Annotated in this window: 15 protein-coding genes; 10 read left to right on the top strand and 5 right to left on the bottom strand. The window is 56.1% G+C overall.

Translation table 11 applies throughout. The features are described 5' to 3' along the window. Positions 1–77 precede the first annotated feature (77 nt). The 5 genes from QP868_RS11250 (at position 78) to ettA (ending at position 6,483) form a co-directional block, all read left to right on the top strand. On the top strand, positions 78–1,784 hold the full coding sequence (locus tag QP868_RS11250) for a dynamin family protein (RefSeq protein ID WP_284926661.1): 1,707 nt from the start codon (positions 78–80) through the stop codon (positions 1,782–1,784). Further along, the gene (locus QP868_RS11245) at positions 1,781–3,355 is read left to right on the top strand and encodes a GTPase (RefSeq protein WP_284926660.1); all 1,575 of its coding nucleotides are present in this window, start codon (positions 1,781–1,783) and stop codon (positions 3,353–3,355) included. Before QP868_RS11250 ends, QP868_RS11245 begins: the two co-directional genes overlap by 4 nt. Positions 3,356–3,498: 143 nt before the next feature. Continuing rightward, positions 3,499–4,008 (top strand): single-stranded DNA-binding protein, encoded by a 510-nt coding sequence (locus QP868_RS11240; protein ID WP_284926659.1) that lies wholly within the window; start codon positions 3,499–3,501, stop codon positions 4,006–4,008. 92 nt (positions 4,009–4,100) lie between these two features. Further along, complete coding sequence (locus tag QP868_RS11235; RefSeq protein ID WP_284926658.1) at positions 4,101–4,760, top strand: DUF6993 domain-containing protein; 660 nt, start codon at positions 4,101–4,103, stop codon at positions 4,758–4,760. A 40-nt stretch (positions 4,761–4,800) separates the two neighbouring features. After that, positions 4,801–6,483, top strand: a complete 1,683-nt coding sequence (gene ettA / locus QP868_RS11230) for an energy-dependent translational throttle protein EttA (RefSeq protein ID WP_284926657.1) — start codon at positions 4,801–4,803, stop codon at positions 6,481–6,483. 45 nt (positions 6,484–6,528) lie between these two features. On the opposite strand, the gene QP868_RS11225 is transcribed toward ettA, so the two are convergent. Further along, positions 6,529–7,422: an acyl-CoA thioesterase gene (locus QP868_RS11225; RefSeq protein WP_284926656.1), complete on the bottom strand. Its 894-nt coding sequence runs from the start codon at positions 7,420–7,422 to the stop codon at positions 6,529–6,531. 176 nt (positions 7,423–7,598) lie between these two features. Here QP868_RS11225 and QP868_RS11220 point away from each other — a divergent pair, with 176 nt between their 5' ends. Further along, a complete protein-coding gene (locus QP868_RS11220) occupies positions 7,599–8,141 on the top strand; it encodes an acyl-CoA thioesterase (RefSeq protein ID WP_284926655.1) in 543 nt (180 codons plus the stop codon). Further along, the gene (locus QP868_RS11215) at positions 8,142–8,801 is read left to right on the top strand and encodes a DUF8185 domain-containing protein (RefSeq protein ID WP_284926654.1); all 660 of its coding nucleotides are present in this window, start codon (positions 8,142–8,144) and stop codon (positions 8,799–8,801) included. It begins immediately after the preceding gene. Here QP868_RS11215 and QP868_RS11210 read toward each other — a convergent pair. From QP868_RS11210 to pepN, 3 genes are read right to left on the bottom strand one after another with little or no spacing between them, the layout of a single operon-like run. After that, positions 8,788–9,255 carry a globin gene (locus QP868_RS11210; RefSeq protein WP_284926653.1) on the bottom strand — a complete coding sequence of 156 codons (468 nt, stop codon included), beginning with the start codon at positions 9,253–9,255 and terminating at the stop codon, positions 8,788–8,790. The two genes, QP868_RS11215 and QP868_RS11210, sit on opposite strands and share 14 nt — an antisense overlap. After that, the gene (locus QP868_RS11205; protein WP_284926652.1) at positions 9,252–10,277 is read right to left on the bottom strand and encodes a mechanosensitive ion channel family protein; all 1,026 of its coding nucleotides are present in this window, start codon (positions 10,275–10,277) and stop codon (positions 9,252–9,254) included. Before QP868_RS11205 ends, QP868_RS11210 begins: the two co-directional genes overlap by 4 nt. A 38-nt stretch (positions 10,278–10,315) precedes the next feature. Further along, positions 10,316–12,931: an aminopeptidase N gene (pepN, locus tag QP868_RS11200; RefSeq protein WP_473964650.1), complete on the bottom strand. Its 2,616-nt coding sequence runs from the start codon at positions 12,929–12,931 to the stop codon at positions 10,316–10,318. A 100-nt stretch (positions 12,932–13,031) separates the two neighbouring features. Between pepN and QP868_RS11195 the strand changes: the two genes are divergently transcribed. Together QP868_RS11195 and QP868_RS11190 are read left to right on the top strand one after the other, a co-directional pair. Next, a complete protein-coding gene (locus QP868_RS11195; RefSeq protein WP_284926650.1) occupies positions 13,032–13,637 on the top strand; it encodes a mycothiol-dependent nitroreductase Rv2466c family protein in 606 nt (201 codons plus the stop codon). A gap of 19 nt (positions 13,638–13,656) precedes the next feature. Continuing rightward, positions 13,657–14,124 (top strand): ribose-5-phosphate isomerase, encoded by a 468-nt coding sequence (locus QP868_RS11190; protein ID WP_284926649.1) that lies wholly within the window; start codon positions 13,657–13,659, stop codon positions 14,122–14,124. Between the two features lie 68 nt (positions 14,125–14,192). On the opposite strand, the gene QP868_RS11185 is transcribed toward QP868_RS11190, so the two are convergent. Next, complete coding sequence (locus tag QP868_RS11185; RefSeq protein WP_284926648.1) at positions 14,193–15,041, bottom strand: CPBP family intramembrane glutamic endopeptidase; 849 nt, start codon at positions 15,039–15,041, stop codon at positions 14,193–14,195. Positions 15,042–15,146: 105 nt separating this feature from the next. On the opposite strand from QP868_RS11185, the gene QP868_RS11180 reads away from it, so the two are divergent. Further along, positions 15,147–16,022: an SCO6745 family protein gene (locus QP868_RS11180; protein ID WP_284926647.1), complete on the top strand. Its 876-nt coding sequence runs from the start codon at positions 15,147–15,149 to the stop codon at positions 16,020–16,022. The last annotated feature ends 139 nt before the right edge of the window (positions 16,023–16,161 follow it).

Raw genomic sequence — 16,161 nt, 5'->3', positions numbered from 1 at the left:
GGGCCGACCTCGGCGTTTTCTCAGAAATACCGGCGTGGTGAGTGGCTAAGCCTGACGAAAATCGACAAAGTGGAAGCGTGACCGACGGTAACCGCACTCTCAACCCAGCCATTCACCAGACGCTGGGTGACCTTGTCACGCGCGTAGATGACGTTCAATTCCCTCTCACGGTCGAAACGACGACGCCAGGTGAGAACCTGCAAGCTCAGCTGAAAAACCAGCTCACCGACTACCTCATGCCACGAGTGGCAGACACAGAAGCACCGCTGCTCATTGTGTTCGGAGGTTCCACAGGAGCCGGAAAATCAACGCTCATCAACTCCATCATCGGCGAGGACGTGTCGAGCGCTAGCGTCCTCCGTCCCACCACGCGCTGGCCCGTATTGGTGTGCAACCCCGCCGACCGTGCTCACTTTACGTCTGACCGGATCCTGCCTGGCCTTGAACGCGTCAGCCAAGAAGCAACAGACACGCAAGCACCTCAAGTGCGCATTGTCGACCACCCAGCGATTCCCCCAGGTGTTGCAGTCCTCGACTCACCAGACATCGACTCGGTAATGGACTCGAACCGCAGGCTCGCCCGCCAACTCCTGGCGGCCGCAGACCTGTGGGTGTTCGTCACTACCGCTGCCCGCTACGCCGACGCCGTCCCATGGGAACTGCTCAAGCAGTCCGCGGACAACGGAACAGCTGTCGCGATGGTGCTCGACCGGGTGCCGCCAAACGCCAACCGAGAAGTCCGGCATCACCTTTCCTCCTTGCTCAAAGAAGCACGGCTTGGAACCGCCCCGATTTTCACCGTCCCAGAACTCACTCTGGAAGACGGTCGTCTGCCACAGTCCGCGATCTTCCCGCTACGGTCCTGGATCGCTAACCTGTCATCGAATCCGCGTGCCCGCAACGCTGTTGTGCAACGCACACTCCACGGTGCCCTCGCCGCAGTGCCCGACAGAGTAGAGGCCCTCGCTGAGTACGCGCAAGCGCAAGTTGACGCTCATGAAAGGCTCGCCGAGGTCGTTGACACAGAGTTCGCCCACGCCCGGCAACGCTTGGGAGAAGCTCTCGTGTCGGGGCACGTGCTCCGAGGTGAGGTTCTAGCCCGCTGGCAAGACTTCGTTGGGACTGGCCAGCTTTTCCGAGGTCTCGAACCGACCGTTGCGCGCATCCGCGACCGCATCACCGCCGCGGTAACCGGAAAACGGGACACCGCAGAACCCCTGGGACAAGCCATCGAATCTTCCGCGGCACTACTCGTTCGAGAGCAGGCGGTGACCGCGCTGGGAGGCGTGGTCGACGCGTGGCACGAAACGACCTCGGGCGCAACCATCCTGAAAGACAACCCTCAATTAGAAAAGTTGCCGGCCGATATGGACGCCACGATCAAACGCACTGTTGCTGAGTGGTCAGACCAGGTCAACGACCTCGTCCGTGAAGTCGGTCAATCGAAACGAGCCCGCGCTCGGATCTTGTCATTCGGGGTCAACGGCGTAGGTGCCGTACTCATGTTGGCAGTCTTTGCAGGCACCGGAGGTCTCACCGGAGCTGAAGCTGGGATCGCAGGCGGAACAGCCGTAGTTGCCGGCAAACTCCTCGACACAATTTTTGGTGACCAAGTCACGCGCGACCTCGCCTCGAAGGCTCGCCACATGCTCCTAGAAGCAACCGGTGAACTGCTCACGAGCTTCCGCGAACCATTCGACTCGGTATTGCAAGACCGCACGGTCAACCCAGAGCAGGCGGTCGCGCTTCGAACCATCAACGAGCGACTGAAAGGAATGCTGTGAAAGCCGCAGAAGAAATCAGCCGACTCCGCGATGGCATCAAACGCGCACTCGAACTAGAATCCGGGCGAATCGACACACAGACGATTACCGATGCGCTGGAACTTCTGAAGAAAACGGAAGCCCGCTTAGACCTCGGGCTGGACCGAACAGTTGTCGCATTTGCCGGTTCAACGGGGTCGGGAAAGTCCTCGCTGTTCAACGCAGTGTCCGGTTTGGAGATCGCGCAGGTGGGCGTTCGTCGCCCGACCACGTCGAAACCCACTGCATGCGTGTGGGGCGACGGAGGCGAAGAGTTCCTCACGTGGCTGGGTGTTCCGATCGACAACCGAACATGGCGTGAAAGTGCCCTCGACGGAAAGGACGAAGAGCCACTGCGGGGGCTTATTTTGCTCGACCTTCCCGACCACGACTCGACTGCTGCCAGCCACCGCCACGAAGCAGACCGTCTGGTGGGCATGGTGGACATGGTCGTATGGGTGGTTGACCCACAAAAGTACGCGGACTTCTCGATCCACTCACGGTATCTGCGGAAACTCGCAAAGTACTCGCACAACATGGTTGTTGTTCTCAACCAGATTGACCGTCTGAACCCTGAACAACAGAAGGCAACAGGGGAACACCTGAAGAGCCTGCTCGAAGCAGATGGGCTTGAAGACGCCGATGTGAAGTTGGTGTCGGCAGTGACTCGCCAAGGTGTTCCGGAACTACGCCAGGAACTGGTCAAAGTCATCAAGACGAACCAAGCAAGTGTGCAGCGTCTCTACACTGACATGCGACACATGGCCGACAGGATTCAAGAGCAACTGGGAACCCCGGTCGAAAGCCCCGATCAGCTGGCAGGCACAGAACGTCTTTTGGACGCGATGACCGATGCGGCTGGTGTCGACGCGGTAGCGCAGACAGTTCATGACGACTATATGCGTCGCGCATACCGGGCGACTGGGTATCCGCTACTTGCGTGGGCACAACGTGACAAGGCTGACCCTCTTGGTGCAAAACATGGTGGGGATCGTGACGACTTGATTCGCGCAGCCCGGCCTGAAACCACTCGCACACAGAACGCGCGTGTGAATCTCGCTGCTCACGAGGTGGTGTCTGAGGCCACGTCTAGTTTGCCCCATTCGTGGCGGCAGGCGATTGGGCGAGCAGAAAAGCAGAGTACGGCAGAGCTCACGCACACCTTGGATGAGGCGGTCACTGGTGTGGCAATTGAGGTTGTAAGTCCCGGGTGGTGGAAGGTTGCCAAGTTTTTCCAAACACTGTTCTTTGTCCTCACTCTTGTGGGACTTGGATGGCTGATTGTGAACGTTGTTTTGCTGGCAATGTCGCTCGATCCTGGTGGCATCCTGATGTGGATAATTCCAGGTGGTCTCCTGCTTGTGGGGATCCTTGGGTCTGTTATCACTTCAAGTTCGGCGGCAGGCGCTCGTCGCAAGGGTGCTCATGCGCAAGCGGATAGAGTTCGAGACGACCTTGTTTCTGCTGTTCGCAAGGCTGCGGCAGGGTCGTATTTGGAACCGATCAGTTCTGTTTTGCGTGAGCATAAAGCGGTCTACGACGCGCTGACTTAGTGTTTGCGCTTTGTGGAAAAGATGCGCGTGAGCGTTGCGCCTGTGATGTGGATACTGGCGCTTTTTCCACAGAGCGCGGATGAGGTCTTTTTCCTGCTTCCTTTCTTAAGCCACGGTGGAGTCTCACCTACGAAAGGACAGCAATGAAGCAACTCAACTACTTTGTGGGAACGATCGGATCAGATATCCGTAGCGGAACAACACAGGAAAACAACCCGTGGACAAGCTTTAGAGTCGCAGTCAACTACGACCGGTACGACCGCGACAGTCGCGAATACAAGAACGTCGATACCAACTGGTACGAAGTGATGTGTTACAACGCGCTGGCATCTAACGTCCGGGCCAGCGTGAACTGTGGTGACTCAGTCATTGTGATCGGGCGACTCCGGGAACGAACGTGGACCACCGACGAGGGGCAAACCGGATCGACGATGCAGATACTTGCAGATGCTGTAGGCCACAACCTCCAGTTTCACGGAGCGCGGTCGCTTCGCCCCAAGAAAGTGACTAATGACGAATCTGAAAGTGAAAGCTCAGGTTGGGACGAAGTCACGCGGAAGGAACCTGCACTTGTGGGAGCCGGGGCCGGTAACCCTGAATCGCTGAGCGCAGCGCCTGACAGCGGTGCAGAGAACAACGATCCACCTTTCTAAGAGGTACAGATTAGAAAGGCGCAGGTGCTTTTACGAAGCCACGCATTGAGGAAACCTGAAGAAGTAGAGCTGACCCGCTATTCTTAAATGTTGTGAAACAGCAATCAGCTTCTTCAGGTTTCCGCGTGCGGCAACACTTTGTGAGCGCGTGTGTGGGGACCATGACCGTAGTCGCACTTTCGGGGTGCGGCTTGTTCGTGAACAAGCCTGCTTCAGCCCCGCCCCAACAGCAGACAAAAGAAAAAGAAGCTCTTGTCACAAAGGTGCTCAAGGACGTTAAACCGCTGACGGAAATCGACGGAGTTCCCTCCAGCCAGCAGTTTTTTGAACACATGCTCGAAGCAGGTTATAAACCTGAAAATCTGGAAGCGACTATTGACCGCTCTCCGTTAGATCACGATGTTCCGTCGAAAATGTTCGGAGTGAAAATCAAAGAAGGCTGCGTCATTGGCGAAGTCCGTCAAGGTTCTGTTTCGGGGAGCCTCGTGGAACCCAATGCATCGACTAAATCGTGCCTCTACGGTGATGTAGACCGCCCTGAAGGAGTTGAACCGCCTAAGGGCGATGAACGCTCTGACAAGGATGAAGACAACGGAGTGGGACACCTGCCTGGAGACGATCTTCACGAACGCAAGGCTGACGATTCTTCAGAAGACTCAGATATTCCAGAAGAAGAGAACACGCCTCAGCCAAAGAAGAAGAAAAAGAAGAAGGAAAACTCTGAAAGTGGCTCTTCGAACTCGATTGGGTAACTAGCTTTTCGCAAAGATCCCACGGTAGCCTTGAAGCACTATGGCAGAGTTCATTTACACCATGCATAAAGCGCGTAAAGCGCACGGTGACAAGGTTATTCTCGACGACGTATCGATGTCGTTTTACCCAGGGGCGAAGATCGGTATGGTCGGCCCTAACGGTGCGGGTAAGTCGACAATTCTAAAGATCATGGCTGGCCTGGATCAGCCGTCTAATGGCGAGGCTCGTTTAAGCCCTGGCTACACGGTGGGTATCCTTCTCCAGGAACCGCCCCTCAATGAAGAAAAGACGGTTCGTGAGAACGTCGAAGAGGGCGTCGGAAGCATTAAAGAAAAACTGGACCGGTACAACGAAATCTCAAACGAGATGTCAAACCCGGACGCAGACTTTGACGCGCTCATGGAAGAGATGGGCAAGCTGCAAGAAGAAATTGATGCAGCGGACGCCTGGGACTTGGACTCACAGCTTGACCAGGCAATGGACGCCTTGCGTTGCCCTCCCGGGGATGCGGATGTCCGAGTGCTATCTGGTGGTGAACGCCGCCGTGTCGCTCTGTGCAAACTGCTGTTGGAAAAGCCAGACCTCTTGCTTCTTGACGAGCCTACTAACCACCTCGACGCGGAATCAGTGCTGTGGCTCGAACAGCACTTGAGCACGTACCCCGGTGCAGTCATCGCCATCACCCACGATAGGTACTTCCTGGACCACGTGGCAGAATGGATCGCTGAAGTTGACCGCGGTCACCTGTACCCCTACGAAGGTAACTACTCCACTTACCTGGAGAAGAAAAAAGAACGTCTTCAAGTTCAGGGTAAGAAAGACGCGAAACTCCAGAAGCGTCTGGCCGAAGAACTCGAGTGGGTGCGCTCAAACGCCAAGGCACGCCAAACCAAGTCCAAAGCACGTCTGGCTCGGTATGAAGAAATGGCAGCCGAAGCTGAAAAGATGCGTAAGCTCGACTTCGAGGAGATCCAGATTCCACCAGGCCCACGCCTGGGTAACGTCGTGATCGAAGCTGAAAACCTGCAAAAAGGTTTCGACGGTCGCACGCTCATCGACGGTCTGTCATTTTCGTTGCCACGAAACGGGATCGTCGGTGTGATTGGTCCTAACGGTGTTGGTAAGACCACGCTGTTTAAGACGATCGTGGGACTTGAACCGCTGGACGGCGGAAACCTCAAGGTGGGAGACAGCGTCAAGATTTCCTACGTTGACCAGTCGCGTGGTGGAATCGACCCAGACAAGACCTTGTGGGAAGTCGTCTCTGACGGCTTGGACTACATCCATGTTGGCGCAGTTGAAATGCCATCGCGTGCATACGTGTCAGCGTTCGGCTTTAAGGGACCAGACCAGCAGAAGAAGGCCGGAGTCCTCTCCGGTGGTGAACGCAACCGTCTGAACCTCGCGCTCACTCTTAAACAGGGCGGAAACCTGTTGCTGCTTGACGAACCAACGAACGACCTCGACGTTGAAACTCTAAGTTCGCTGGAAAACGCACTGTTGCAGTTCCCAGGTTGTGCGGTGGTCGTATCCCACGACCGGTGGTTCCTCGACCGTGTAGCTACCCACATTCTGGCGTGGGAAGGCACAGAAGAGAACCCCGCCAACTGGTACTGGTTCGAAGGTAACTTCGAAGCATACGAAAAGAACAAGGTTGAACGCCTAGGTGAAGAAGCGGCACGTCCTCACCGCGTGACTCACCGTCGCCTCACCCGCGACTAAGCGAATACACGTGTGGCCCTGCTTAAAGCAGGGCCACACGTGTATTCACTGGCTTTCTTTTACACGCACCATGCCCTGCTGGGCAACGGAGGCAACTAAGCTTCCAACCTGAGTGAAAATGCTCCCCATGCCAAGACCTCGGCCACCTTCTGCGGCAGGGGACCGGTAGTCAATGAGGTGCCATTCGTTGAAGTTGATGGGGCGGTGCCACCACATTGCGTGGTCAAGGCTAGCCATGCGCAACCGCGGGTCTGACCAGCTGAGCCCGTGGCGTCGCAAAATAGACTCCAAGAGGCTGTAGTCACTCGCATACGCAGCGGTCGCAGCGTTGATCACACGGTCCGTACTCACAGGTGCAATGGCGCGCAACCAGTAGCGTGTGTGTGAGGTTTTGGCTCCGGAGAATCCGGTGTAGAGCTCAGGGTCGACCGGGCGGATGTCAAAGGGGCGACGGGCAATCCAGTGCTTGACGAGGACATCGTCGGCTTCTTCCAGAATCGTATGCAGGTCTTGCAGCTCGTCTGGGCCGGGAATGTCTTCTGGAAATGCGTTTGAGTGTTCCAGCCCATCCTGGTCGGTTTGAAATGATGCAATCGCCGAAAAAATTGGAACGTCGTTTTGATATGCCTGCACGCGGCGCGTCGAAAACGACCCTCCATCACGCAAGTTATCTACGCCCAGGAACAAGTCGGTGTCGTCACGCCCGGCTCGCAGAAAATACCCGTGAATCGAGTGAATAAACCGATCGTCTGGGACCGTTTGAGATGTCGCTGATACACACTGTGCTAGAACTTGACCACCGAACAGTCGACCGCCTGGTTTTTTCTGATTCCACGCTTTAAAACAGTCCGCTTCTCCACCGGGTGCCGGGCCGTCTACGCGTTCCAGCTTGAGCACCTGCATGAGCTCGCTCACGTTTTCTTCCATTTGAACCTTCATGAAGTGAATCCTAGTGTCACAGTGACGTGCACTGGTAGTAAGAACCGCGGTTACTCGAACACACTTCCGGTCACTTCAATCCCGTGGTGGGTATTGTGCGCAAGTTAACACTCAGTGTGCGCAGACCAACAAGGTTTGAGCTGTGGTTCTCATAACACAAGTGGCAAGATAGTGCTATGTCATTCCAACTGGTAAACCCTCTGCTGACGGGCGCGTTCACCCGTGTGCTTCTTGAGCTTCGTTGGGGCGATATGGACGCATACGGTCACATCAACAACGTGACACAGATGCGCCTTCTGGAAGAGGCTCGTGTTCGCGTGTTTGGTTCACCTACGGCCGACAGAGATGCCCCGAATATCGCTGGTCCGCTCGGGGTAGTGCCGTCGTGCGTGGGCGTTGAGATCCCTCCGGTGTTTTCTGAAGTTTCGCACACGCATGACATTTTGGTGGCTTCTCACGCGATCGAGTATCGGGCCCCTATTCCGTATCGCGAAGGCCCAGTGGCGATCGACACGGTGATTAGCAAGGTCGCGCCGGTTGTCATGACGGTGGGGTATGTCATCGCTGAACCAGATGGATCGAAGGCGTACACCGTTGCCGAAACTGATGTTGTTTTTGTCGACCGTGAAAGTGGGCGGGCTCAGCGTTTGCAAGAAGAGCATGCGGAGGCCCTGCGCGCGGTTGTGAATCCTGGACCAGCTATGCGAAGGCGGAAATAGATGGGCATCGAATTACCAAGTTCTGAGGTTCTTGCCGACCTCAACCAGTATTTGTCACGGGTTTTGCGCGTTGATGAAGATGCGGCGGTGCGCATTACGGTTCATGGTACGGTTGCGGTCATTTCGACGGCTCCGTTGTTCCCGGTGGGTCTGGGCGATGACATGCCTCTTGCGCTTGCTATGCGGATGATTCCTATTGTGTCGAGTGCTGAGGGAAATATCGACGAGGTCGTGCCTGCAAGTGCTGTGGTGGACAGGTTGGTGCGTTCGTCGAAGACTGACTCCTTGGAGCTACGGGTACCCCCGCAGCGGATGCAAAAGTCGTGGACGGGTATCGCACCACCTCGCGCAGGATGGGCTCCCGTCGCCGAGGTGGAGGCTGAGTCCCTGCGCGATGTCGCGGACGCGGGGGTCAGAGAGATTGCTGAGGGTGTTCCCGAGGGAGCGGGCGCTCACGCGGTGAGCGCGTTGCGTAGGGCTGTGTGGAAGCGCCCCATAGAAGGTGTGAGTGACGCAGTGAAGTCGCCGGTACCAGCTGGTCTGGCATTTGCGATGGACGCGTGCGGGTTCTTGCGAGTTTCGCGCCCGGTGAAAGTTTTCGCAGCACCGCAGTGGTTGCGTCTTTCGGCGCCCCACGGCCACGTGCTTACTCGTGTGTAGAGCCGTCCTGCCGGGTCGTCTGCGCTGCTGAAATGTCTAGTCTGGTGCGCCCGTCCAGGGGGTCGGGTGTGTTGATCATGGCTGTGGCTGCGCGTTCGAAATAGTCCCACATGAGGTTGTCGTACATGGGCGGAAGTTTGACAGTGTCAAGTGCTTTGCGCATGTGGTGGAGCCAGTGTTCTTTTGCTTTCGTATCAACCGGATACGGGTTGTGGCGCATGCGCAAACGAGGGTGACCGCGTTCTTGTTGATACGTGGTGGGGCCGCCGAAGTACTGCTCCAGAAATGTCTGTAGGCGGTGTTTAGCGCCGTCGAGTTCATGCCCTTCGGGGTACATGCTAATGAGGTATTCGTCTTCAGCGACTGACGCGTAGAAAGCGTCGACGAGTGCAGTGAAGGTGGCGTGGCCGCCTACGGCGGCGAATACGCTGTCGGGTCGTTGTGGCGCGGTCATTCGTTGTCCTTGTTTTCTGCGGTGTCCGAGGTGGTTGTAGCTGTGTGCGTCTGAGGTCCTGGCACTGTGCCGATGAGCGACTGTGCTGGGATTGCGATGGTGATTCCACGTTTGCGTAGCTCGCGTTGGATTTCGGCGCGGAACGCGCGCGCTACACCCCACTGTTCATTGGGCTTGGTTTTAATGACTGTACGGATGGTGACAGCGTTTCCGCTGATTTCTTGAACACCCCAGATTTCTGGTTCTTCAAGAATTGAAGGTGCCAGGTCCGGTTTGTTGCGCATCGATTCGACTGCTGCCTGAATGGCTTCGTCGACAACTTTCTGATCAGCATCGTAGGGGACTGGTAGGTCCATAACAGCGCGAGCCCATCCCTGTGACTGGTTCCCTACACGCAAAATTTCACCGTTGGGAACATGCCAGAGTGTTCCATCAATCCCACGAACTTTGGTTGTGCGTAGTCCTACGTCTTCAACGGTTCCTACGGCCTCACCTAGGTCCACGGTGTCGCCAATCCCGTATTGGTCTTCGGCAACGATAAAGAAACCGGAAAGGTAATCACGGACCAACGATTGGGCACCGAAACCGATAGCGACACCCGCGACACCTGCAGAGGCCAGAATGGGGGCGGGGTTGTACCCCAGTTCCTGCATGATCATCAGTGCCATGATGACGAAGATGATGATGGCTGCGATTGAGGACAAGAGAGACCCAACTGTTTGAGCGCGCTGTGCACGGCGCGCAACAGATGCCGGATCAGTTTTGATCACCCGGTCGCGAGCATCTCCTCCGAAGCGACGTGATGAAACAGCCGTAGTGCCTTCCGCGATTTTGCGGGCAAATTTCCGGATGAGAAGGCGAACCAGGAATGTCACAAGGATCGCCATCACAACCAGGATTGCAATGCGGAGCGGAGCCCCGATCAAGAATGTCCACCATTTGTCGACACCTTCGGCGGCACGTTCCACCGTTTCGGAAATGGGAGTGGGTTCGGACGTTGAAGCGACAATTGAGTAACTCATACGTTGTTCAACCATAGACCCTGAACCTGGACTTTCACTCAGGCGTCACTCGAGTGATTCTGAGAGGTTTCGCGAACCCTGAGCGCACGTTCAGTGGTGTCGAGAAGTTCGCGCATGATACGGCGCGCACCCTTGTGTGCTTGGGGGTGACTTTCCAACCATTCACGTGTGCGTGTAGCGGTCTCTTGCGACACCGGCGGGTGCAGGCTGAGTGTGAGTGTTTGCGCGATTTCGAGTGTGCGGTCGTTCCACCAACCTTCGACATGGGTGTAAAAGCGGTCAGCGAAACTGTTCTCATCACCGCTATCGACAAGTGTTCCGTCTGTCTGCTCGATACCCATGGAGTAACCGCGCGCGATGGCGGCGATAACAGCGTTGGGGAGCGATACGTCATTGGTGGCTAGGTCGTAGGCACGTTTTTTGCTGTGGGTAGTAGGGCGCGCACTCCGTGCGAGGTGTGCGGAACGAATGCCAGAAGCTGTGTTGTCGCTGTGCATGAATGCGTCGATGTCTTCATCGCTGATTCGGTCGTGCACGGCCAGGGTCGCCACAATGCCCCATGCGAGGTCCTTGTCAATCGTGATGCCGTCTGGTGCATCTTGAGTTCCCGTGTGGAGATCCGCAAGACGATCAACCTGCTCCGGGGTAGTCGCGTGTGCCACAAAAGCCTTGAATAGCTGGAACTGCTGATCGCTGTGTGCTGGTGACCGGAGAGTGGCGTCCCACAAGAAATCGGCTATACGTGCAGAAAGTGCACTACGGTTCTGCGGTGTCGTGTAGCTTTCAACTGCCGTTGCAAGCTGGCGGAGTTGAACGGTAAGTCCGGTTGAGTGGGTGACCGCGTCAATGTTGGACTCAAGTAGTTCGATGTACTTCTCAAGCGGAATTTCTGCGTCACGCACCATGTCCCACACGGTTGAAAGCACCAGTAGCTGTGCCAGTGAGTCGTCCAGCCCTGACAGGTGGGTAAGCGCGGTTTCTAGACTTGCGTCATCAAAGCGAACTTTGGCATACGTCAAGTCAGTGTCATTGACCAAAACAAGGTCTGGTTTAGGAGTTTCAGGCGAAAGTGGAACGGAAGTCACTGCCTGGCTGACGTCGAGGTGGATGAGTTCAGTACGGACAAGCTTGTCACCTTGCAACGAGTACAAACCTACAGCCAAGCGGTGCGGGCGCAGTGACGGGGTGGGCTGACCGTCGATGACCCACGGCGCCTGATGGATCAAGAGCTCGGTGAGCACCCCGTCTGAAATCTTCAGTTCGGGTGTAAGGACGTTCACTCCCGATTCCTGTAGCCATACGCGTACCCATTCGTCGAGATCGCGACCGGAAGCCTTTTCGAGCTCAACGAGAAGATCGCGCAATTCAGTGTTCTTCCACGCGTGGGCGTCAAAGTAGGCTTTGAGGCCTGTGAAGAAGTTTTCACGACCCACGTACGCAACTAACTGCTTGAGCACCGAGGCGCCCTTAGCGTATGTGATGCCGTCAAAGTTCACTTCGACATCGTGAAGATCCGCAATATCTGCTTCGATGGGGTGCGTACTAGGCAACTGGTCTTGCCGGTAAGCCCACGCTTTTTCCAGGGTGGCGAACGTGGTCCAGGCTTCGTCAAAGCGGGTTGCTTCCGCCGTTGCGAGCGTGGACATGAATTCAGCGAACGATTCGTTCAGCCACAGATCGTTCCACCACTTCATTGTCACGAGGTCGCCGAACCACATGTGTGCCAGTTCGTGAAGAATCGTCACATCGCGGCGTTCCACAGTTGCCTCTGTTGCGCGCGAGCGGAAGACATAGGATTCGACAAAGGTCACGCATCCCGCGTTTTCCATGGCTCCGGCGTTGAACTCTGGAACGAAAATCTGGTCATACTTTTCAAACGGATATGGCGTTTGGAAGTGCTCTTCGAAAAAAGCGAACCCAGCTTTCGTCGTCTCAATAATGTTTTCGGCATCCAAGTGTGAAGCCAAAGACGCGCGGCAGAAAACGCCCAGTGGCACGGTTTCGCCATCACTGCTGACAAGCGAGTCACGGACACCTGCATACGGGCCGGCCACGATTGCGGTGATGTAACTCGAAATTGGGGGAGTAGGGGCAAACTGCCAAATAGCTGAGTCTTGGGACTCTGCTAGATTTGCGAACTCGCCGAGGTCGTTGGGGCGTGGCGTAGGTGAGTTAGAAAAGACTTCCCAGTGTTTGGGCGCGATGACGTTAAAAGCAAACGTGGCCTTCATGTCAGGTTGCTCAAAAACAGGGAAAACGCGACGGGAGTCAGGTACTTCGAACTGCGAGTACAGGTACGTTTCATTGTCAACGGGGTCCACAAAGCGGTGTAGACCTTCACCGGTGTTCATGTAGAAGAACATGGCGTCAACGGTGAGTTCGTTGCGTTGCGCTAAGCCGGGGAGTGCGATCCGTCCTTCAGAGACAACCTGGGGGACATCAAGTTCTTCACCGTTGAGAACTACGGATGTCACGGTGTCAGTGATGGCGTCAATAAAAGAGTCAGCGCCGTCTTGAGCAGAAAACCTCACAGTTGTGATGGACCGAAACGTGTCACCATTGCCATCAAGAACTAGAGTGATGTCATAGGAGTCGACGTCGATCAGCTGCGCACGCGTGCGAGCATCGTCACGAGTGAGGTTTAGTTGAGACACGAAGGATCCTAACGTTAGAAGAACTGTTTCTCCCATTCAATCACGGGGAACTGACACAGTTTTAGAGCTCGAACTTCTCACACGCGAAAGGTGATGCAGAATGGCGAAAGAAACCCTCCACATGTGGTTCGATCCAACATGCCCGTGGGCATGGATGACCTCGCGCTGGGCGTTGGAAGTTGAAAAAGTGCGCGACGTTGAAGTCCAGTTCCACGTCATGAGTCTGTCCGTGCTCAACGAAGGACGCGACCTCGACCCTGAATACCTTGACCTCATGAAAAAAGCGTGGGGCCCTGTCCGCGTCATCATCGCTGCGGCCCAAGAACACGGAAACTCGGTCATCGCAGACCTTTACACGGCCATGGGAACCCGCATCCACCTCGGCGAGAATAAAGACTACGAGCAGGTGATCAAGGAATCGCTTGCTGAAGTAGGGCTACCAGAAACGCTTGCGGAAGCTGCCCACACGGACGCTTACGATGACGCGCTCCGTGCTTCCCACAAAGAGGGCATCTCCCTGGTTGGTGAAGATGTAGGTACGCCCGTGATCGCAGTTGGCGACGTGGCGTTCTTTGGACCCGTCGTCTCACCTGCGCCCAAGGGTGAAGCTGCTGGAAAACTGTATGACGGCACCCTCCTGGTAGCCGGCACCCCCGGGTTCTTCGAAATCAAACGCACACGCACCGTTGGCCCGCAGTTCGACTAACACACACGAAGGGACGCTCATGAAAATCCACCTCGGAACCGACCACGCCGGATACGAATTCAAAGAGACACTCAAGAAGCACCTTAACGACAACGGTTACGAAGTCGTGGACCACGGTGCCCACGAATACGACGCCTTGGACGATTACCCAGCGTTCTGCATCGCGGCAGCACAAGGTGTCGTGGCGGACCGGGCAGAAGGACTGGACTCGTTAGGAGTTGTCATCGGTGGATCCGGAAACGGTGAACAGATGGCTGCCAACAAGGTGAAAGGTGCCCGCTGCGCACTGTCGTGGAACCCCGAAATTTCCCGGCTTGCACGCGAACACAACGACGCGTGGCTGGTCTCCGTAGGAGCCCGTCAACACAGCGAAGAAGAAGCGATCAGCATCGTTGACGCGTTTATCAGCACGCCTTTTTCCAACGACGACCGTCACGTGCGTCGCATTGGCATTATGAGTGAGTTTGAAACGACCGGACGCGTCTAAGACTCACGTCCCATCATGCACCCCCGCCGAGGTGGTTCCCACAGATCTGTTGGGACCACCTCGGCCTTTTAATACCAAAAAATAGGTAGCGCCTGCGGATGGTGGGCGTGCACGATGGACAGGAACACAACAGCATCAAAGAGCAGGTGCACGGTCACGGTGTACGGAAGCGACTTGGTGCGTGTGAAGATCACTGCCTGGACCAAGGCGAATGGGATCGTGATGAATGGCGCCCACGACCGGTAACCCAACTCCCACAAGAACGACACAAAAATGATGGATGTGACGATGTTTGCGGGCCAGAACGAAAAGTGCCGGTGTAAAAGGGTAAAGACCGTACAGATGAAGAAGAGTTCGTCCCAAATGCCTACGGCGTTTACTCCAACAAACAGGCGGGCGATTTCGCTGGGCGTGATTACTGCGGGCCAGTTGAGATACGCGCCGGAATAGAAGAAGTAGCGGGGGAGCACCAGCCAACCCACAATCACCACGAACGCCAACCAGCCAATTTCTAGACGCGACCATTTCTGCCCCTTACGGGCGGGGAAACGGACGGCATGATCGCGGTACACCCACCGGCTCATAGCGTATGGAACGAAAACAGAGGCGCTGAGAACCGTGCCCATGAGGAACATGTTGGGCCAGGAAATATCGGCCTCAAGCGAGATCGTGCTGAGTATGCCCAAGCCCAGGGCGATCAGCAGGATGTCCTTGGCAAAGCCTGTTCCTGCGCACCACGAAAGGGACACGGATGCCACTAAAGCTGCAAGCCCCCACACGTAAAGTGGTCGGTCGTAAAGGCCAAAGAGCACGACAGCTGAACCAGCGAGCAACGTAACGGTTGCGTATTTTGCCAGTTCGGCCCAAGGGAACTGGGGTGAGTTCGTGGCACTTGGGGTCGTACTTGAGTTCGTCACACTGTGGACACTACCGAAGGTTGCGAACCGGTGCCTAAAGTACGAGGGCGCTTGAGTATGCGTGGGCGTGCGTGAGGTGAGGCGAACACGTGTAGTGTGATCTACATGACACGATCAAAGATGATTCGTTCCACAACAAAACGACTCGACACCGTTCACTCTGCCTCGTACTTCGCACAAGATATGGTGGCTGAACTCGATGAGCTTGGGGTTCAGCGCGACGCACAGTACCTTGCACAACGTGCAGCACCGCTGGGGCAGGCGAGCGCTGAGTTAGTGACCGCGACTTTCTACAGCTTTTCACCGACCTATGTTTCTGCTCATGTTCCTGCGTGTTGGGAACAGGCGGCGCCTAAGGAGATTCACAAAGCCCGGGTTCGCGCCGCAGAGAAAATCATTCAGAGGTTGGTGGCGGGGCCGGACGGCCAGGAACTCGTGGAGTCAATTCCGTTGATTCGTCGCGCGCTCGCACCCGTTCTTGAGGCAGCGGACATATGTGGGAAGCCGTTGTATGCGGCGCATGTGAGCGAGCGGAGGGCGGCTGGTGAGGATGCCAGTGAGCTGGTGCAGTTGTGGTGGGACATCACGTTGCTGCGTGAGTTCCGAGGTGACGCTCACTTGGCGGCGCTCATTGTGACGGGCGTGGGGAGTGTGGAGTCGATCGTGTTGGACTCAGCCACCGGCAAGTCTTTTGCCCCGTATTACATGCGGAAAATGCGTGGGTGGACGTCAGAAGAGTGGGCCGAGGTGGCAGAAAAGCTGACGATGGCTGGCTTCCTTACCAGCGCGGATGATGAGGCAACACTGACGGAGGAGGGTGTCAAACTGCGTGCGCATGTTGAGGGCCTCACTGACTTGGCCGTCGCGAGTACATGGGATGCGTTGTCGGATGAGCAGGTGTCTGACTTGCAGGGTTTGGCTACGTTGTGGGCCAAAGCCGTCGCGCAGTCGGGGATCATTCCGCAAAAGCTGTTTGGGTAGTTATTGAGGGTTATAGGCCAAAAAGTGTGTACGGTAGGGGCTTCTTGCCCAGTGTTCCGTAGGGCTTCAGGCGGTTATACATGCTTTGTAAGCATGTATCATGCATGGTGCTAGAAATCAGCCACGCTGTGGTGTATGC

Origin of the sequence: Brevibacterium sp. UMB1308A, from assembly GCF_030230605.1 — a bacterium.
GTDB lineage: Bacteria > Actinomycetota > Actinomycetes > Actinomycetales > Brevibacteriaceae > Brevibacterium.
This window is presented reverse-complemented; position numbering and strand designations above follow the sequence as displayed.

Bases quoted from the DNA above. Each gene is read 5' to 3' on its own strand.
- QP868_RS11195 (WP_284926650.1), top strand. From the start codon at position 13,032: ATGGCGAAAGAAACCCTCCACATGTGGTTCGATCCAACATGCCCGTGG.
- QP868_RS11210 (WP_284926653.1), bottom strand. From the start codon at position 9,255: ATGACCGCGCCACAACGACCCGACAGCGTATTCGCCGCCGTAGGCGGC.
- QP868_RS11240 (WP_284926659.1), top strand. From the start codon at position 3,499: ATGAAGCAACTCAACTACTTTGTGGGAACGATCGGATCAGATATCCGT.
- QP868_RS11190 (WP_284926649.1), top strand. From the start codon at position 13,657: ATGAAAATCCACCTCGGAACCGACCACGCCGGATACGAATTCAAAGAG.
- QP868_RS11205 (WP_284926652.1), bottom strand. From the start codon at position 10,277: ATGAGTTACTCAATTGTCGCTTCAACGTCCGAACCCACTCCCATTTCC.
- QP868_RS11220 (WP_284926655.1), top strand. From the start codon at position 7,599: ATGTCATTCCAACTGGTAAACCCTCTGCTGACGGGCGCGTTCACCCGT.
- QP868_RS11180 (WP_284926647.1), top strand. From the start codon at position 15,147: ATGACACGATCAAAGATGATTCGTTCCACAACAAAACGACTCGACACC.
- ettA (WP_284926657.1), top strand. From the start codon at position 4,801: ATGGCAGAGTTCATTTACACCATGCATAAAGCGCGTAAAGCGCACGGT.
- QP868_RS11215 (WP_284926654.1), top strand. From the start codon at position 8,142: ATGGGCATCGAATTACCAAGTTCTGAGGTTCTTGCCGACCTCAACCAG.
- QP868_RS11225 (WP_284926656.1), bottom strand. From the start codon at position 7,422: ATGAAGGTTCAAATGGAAGAAAACGTGAGCGAGCTCATGCAGGTGCTC.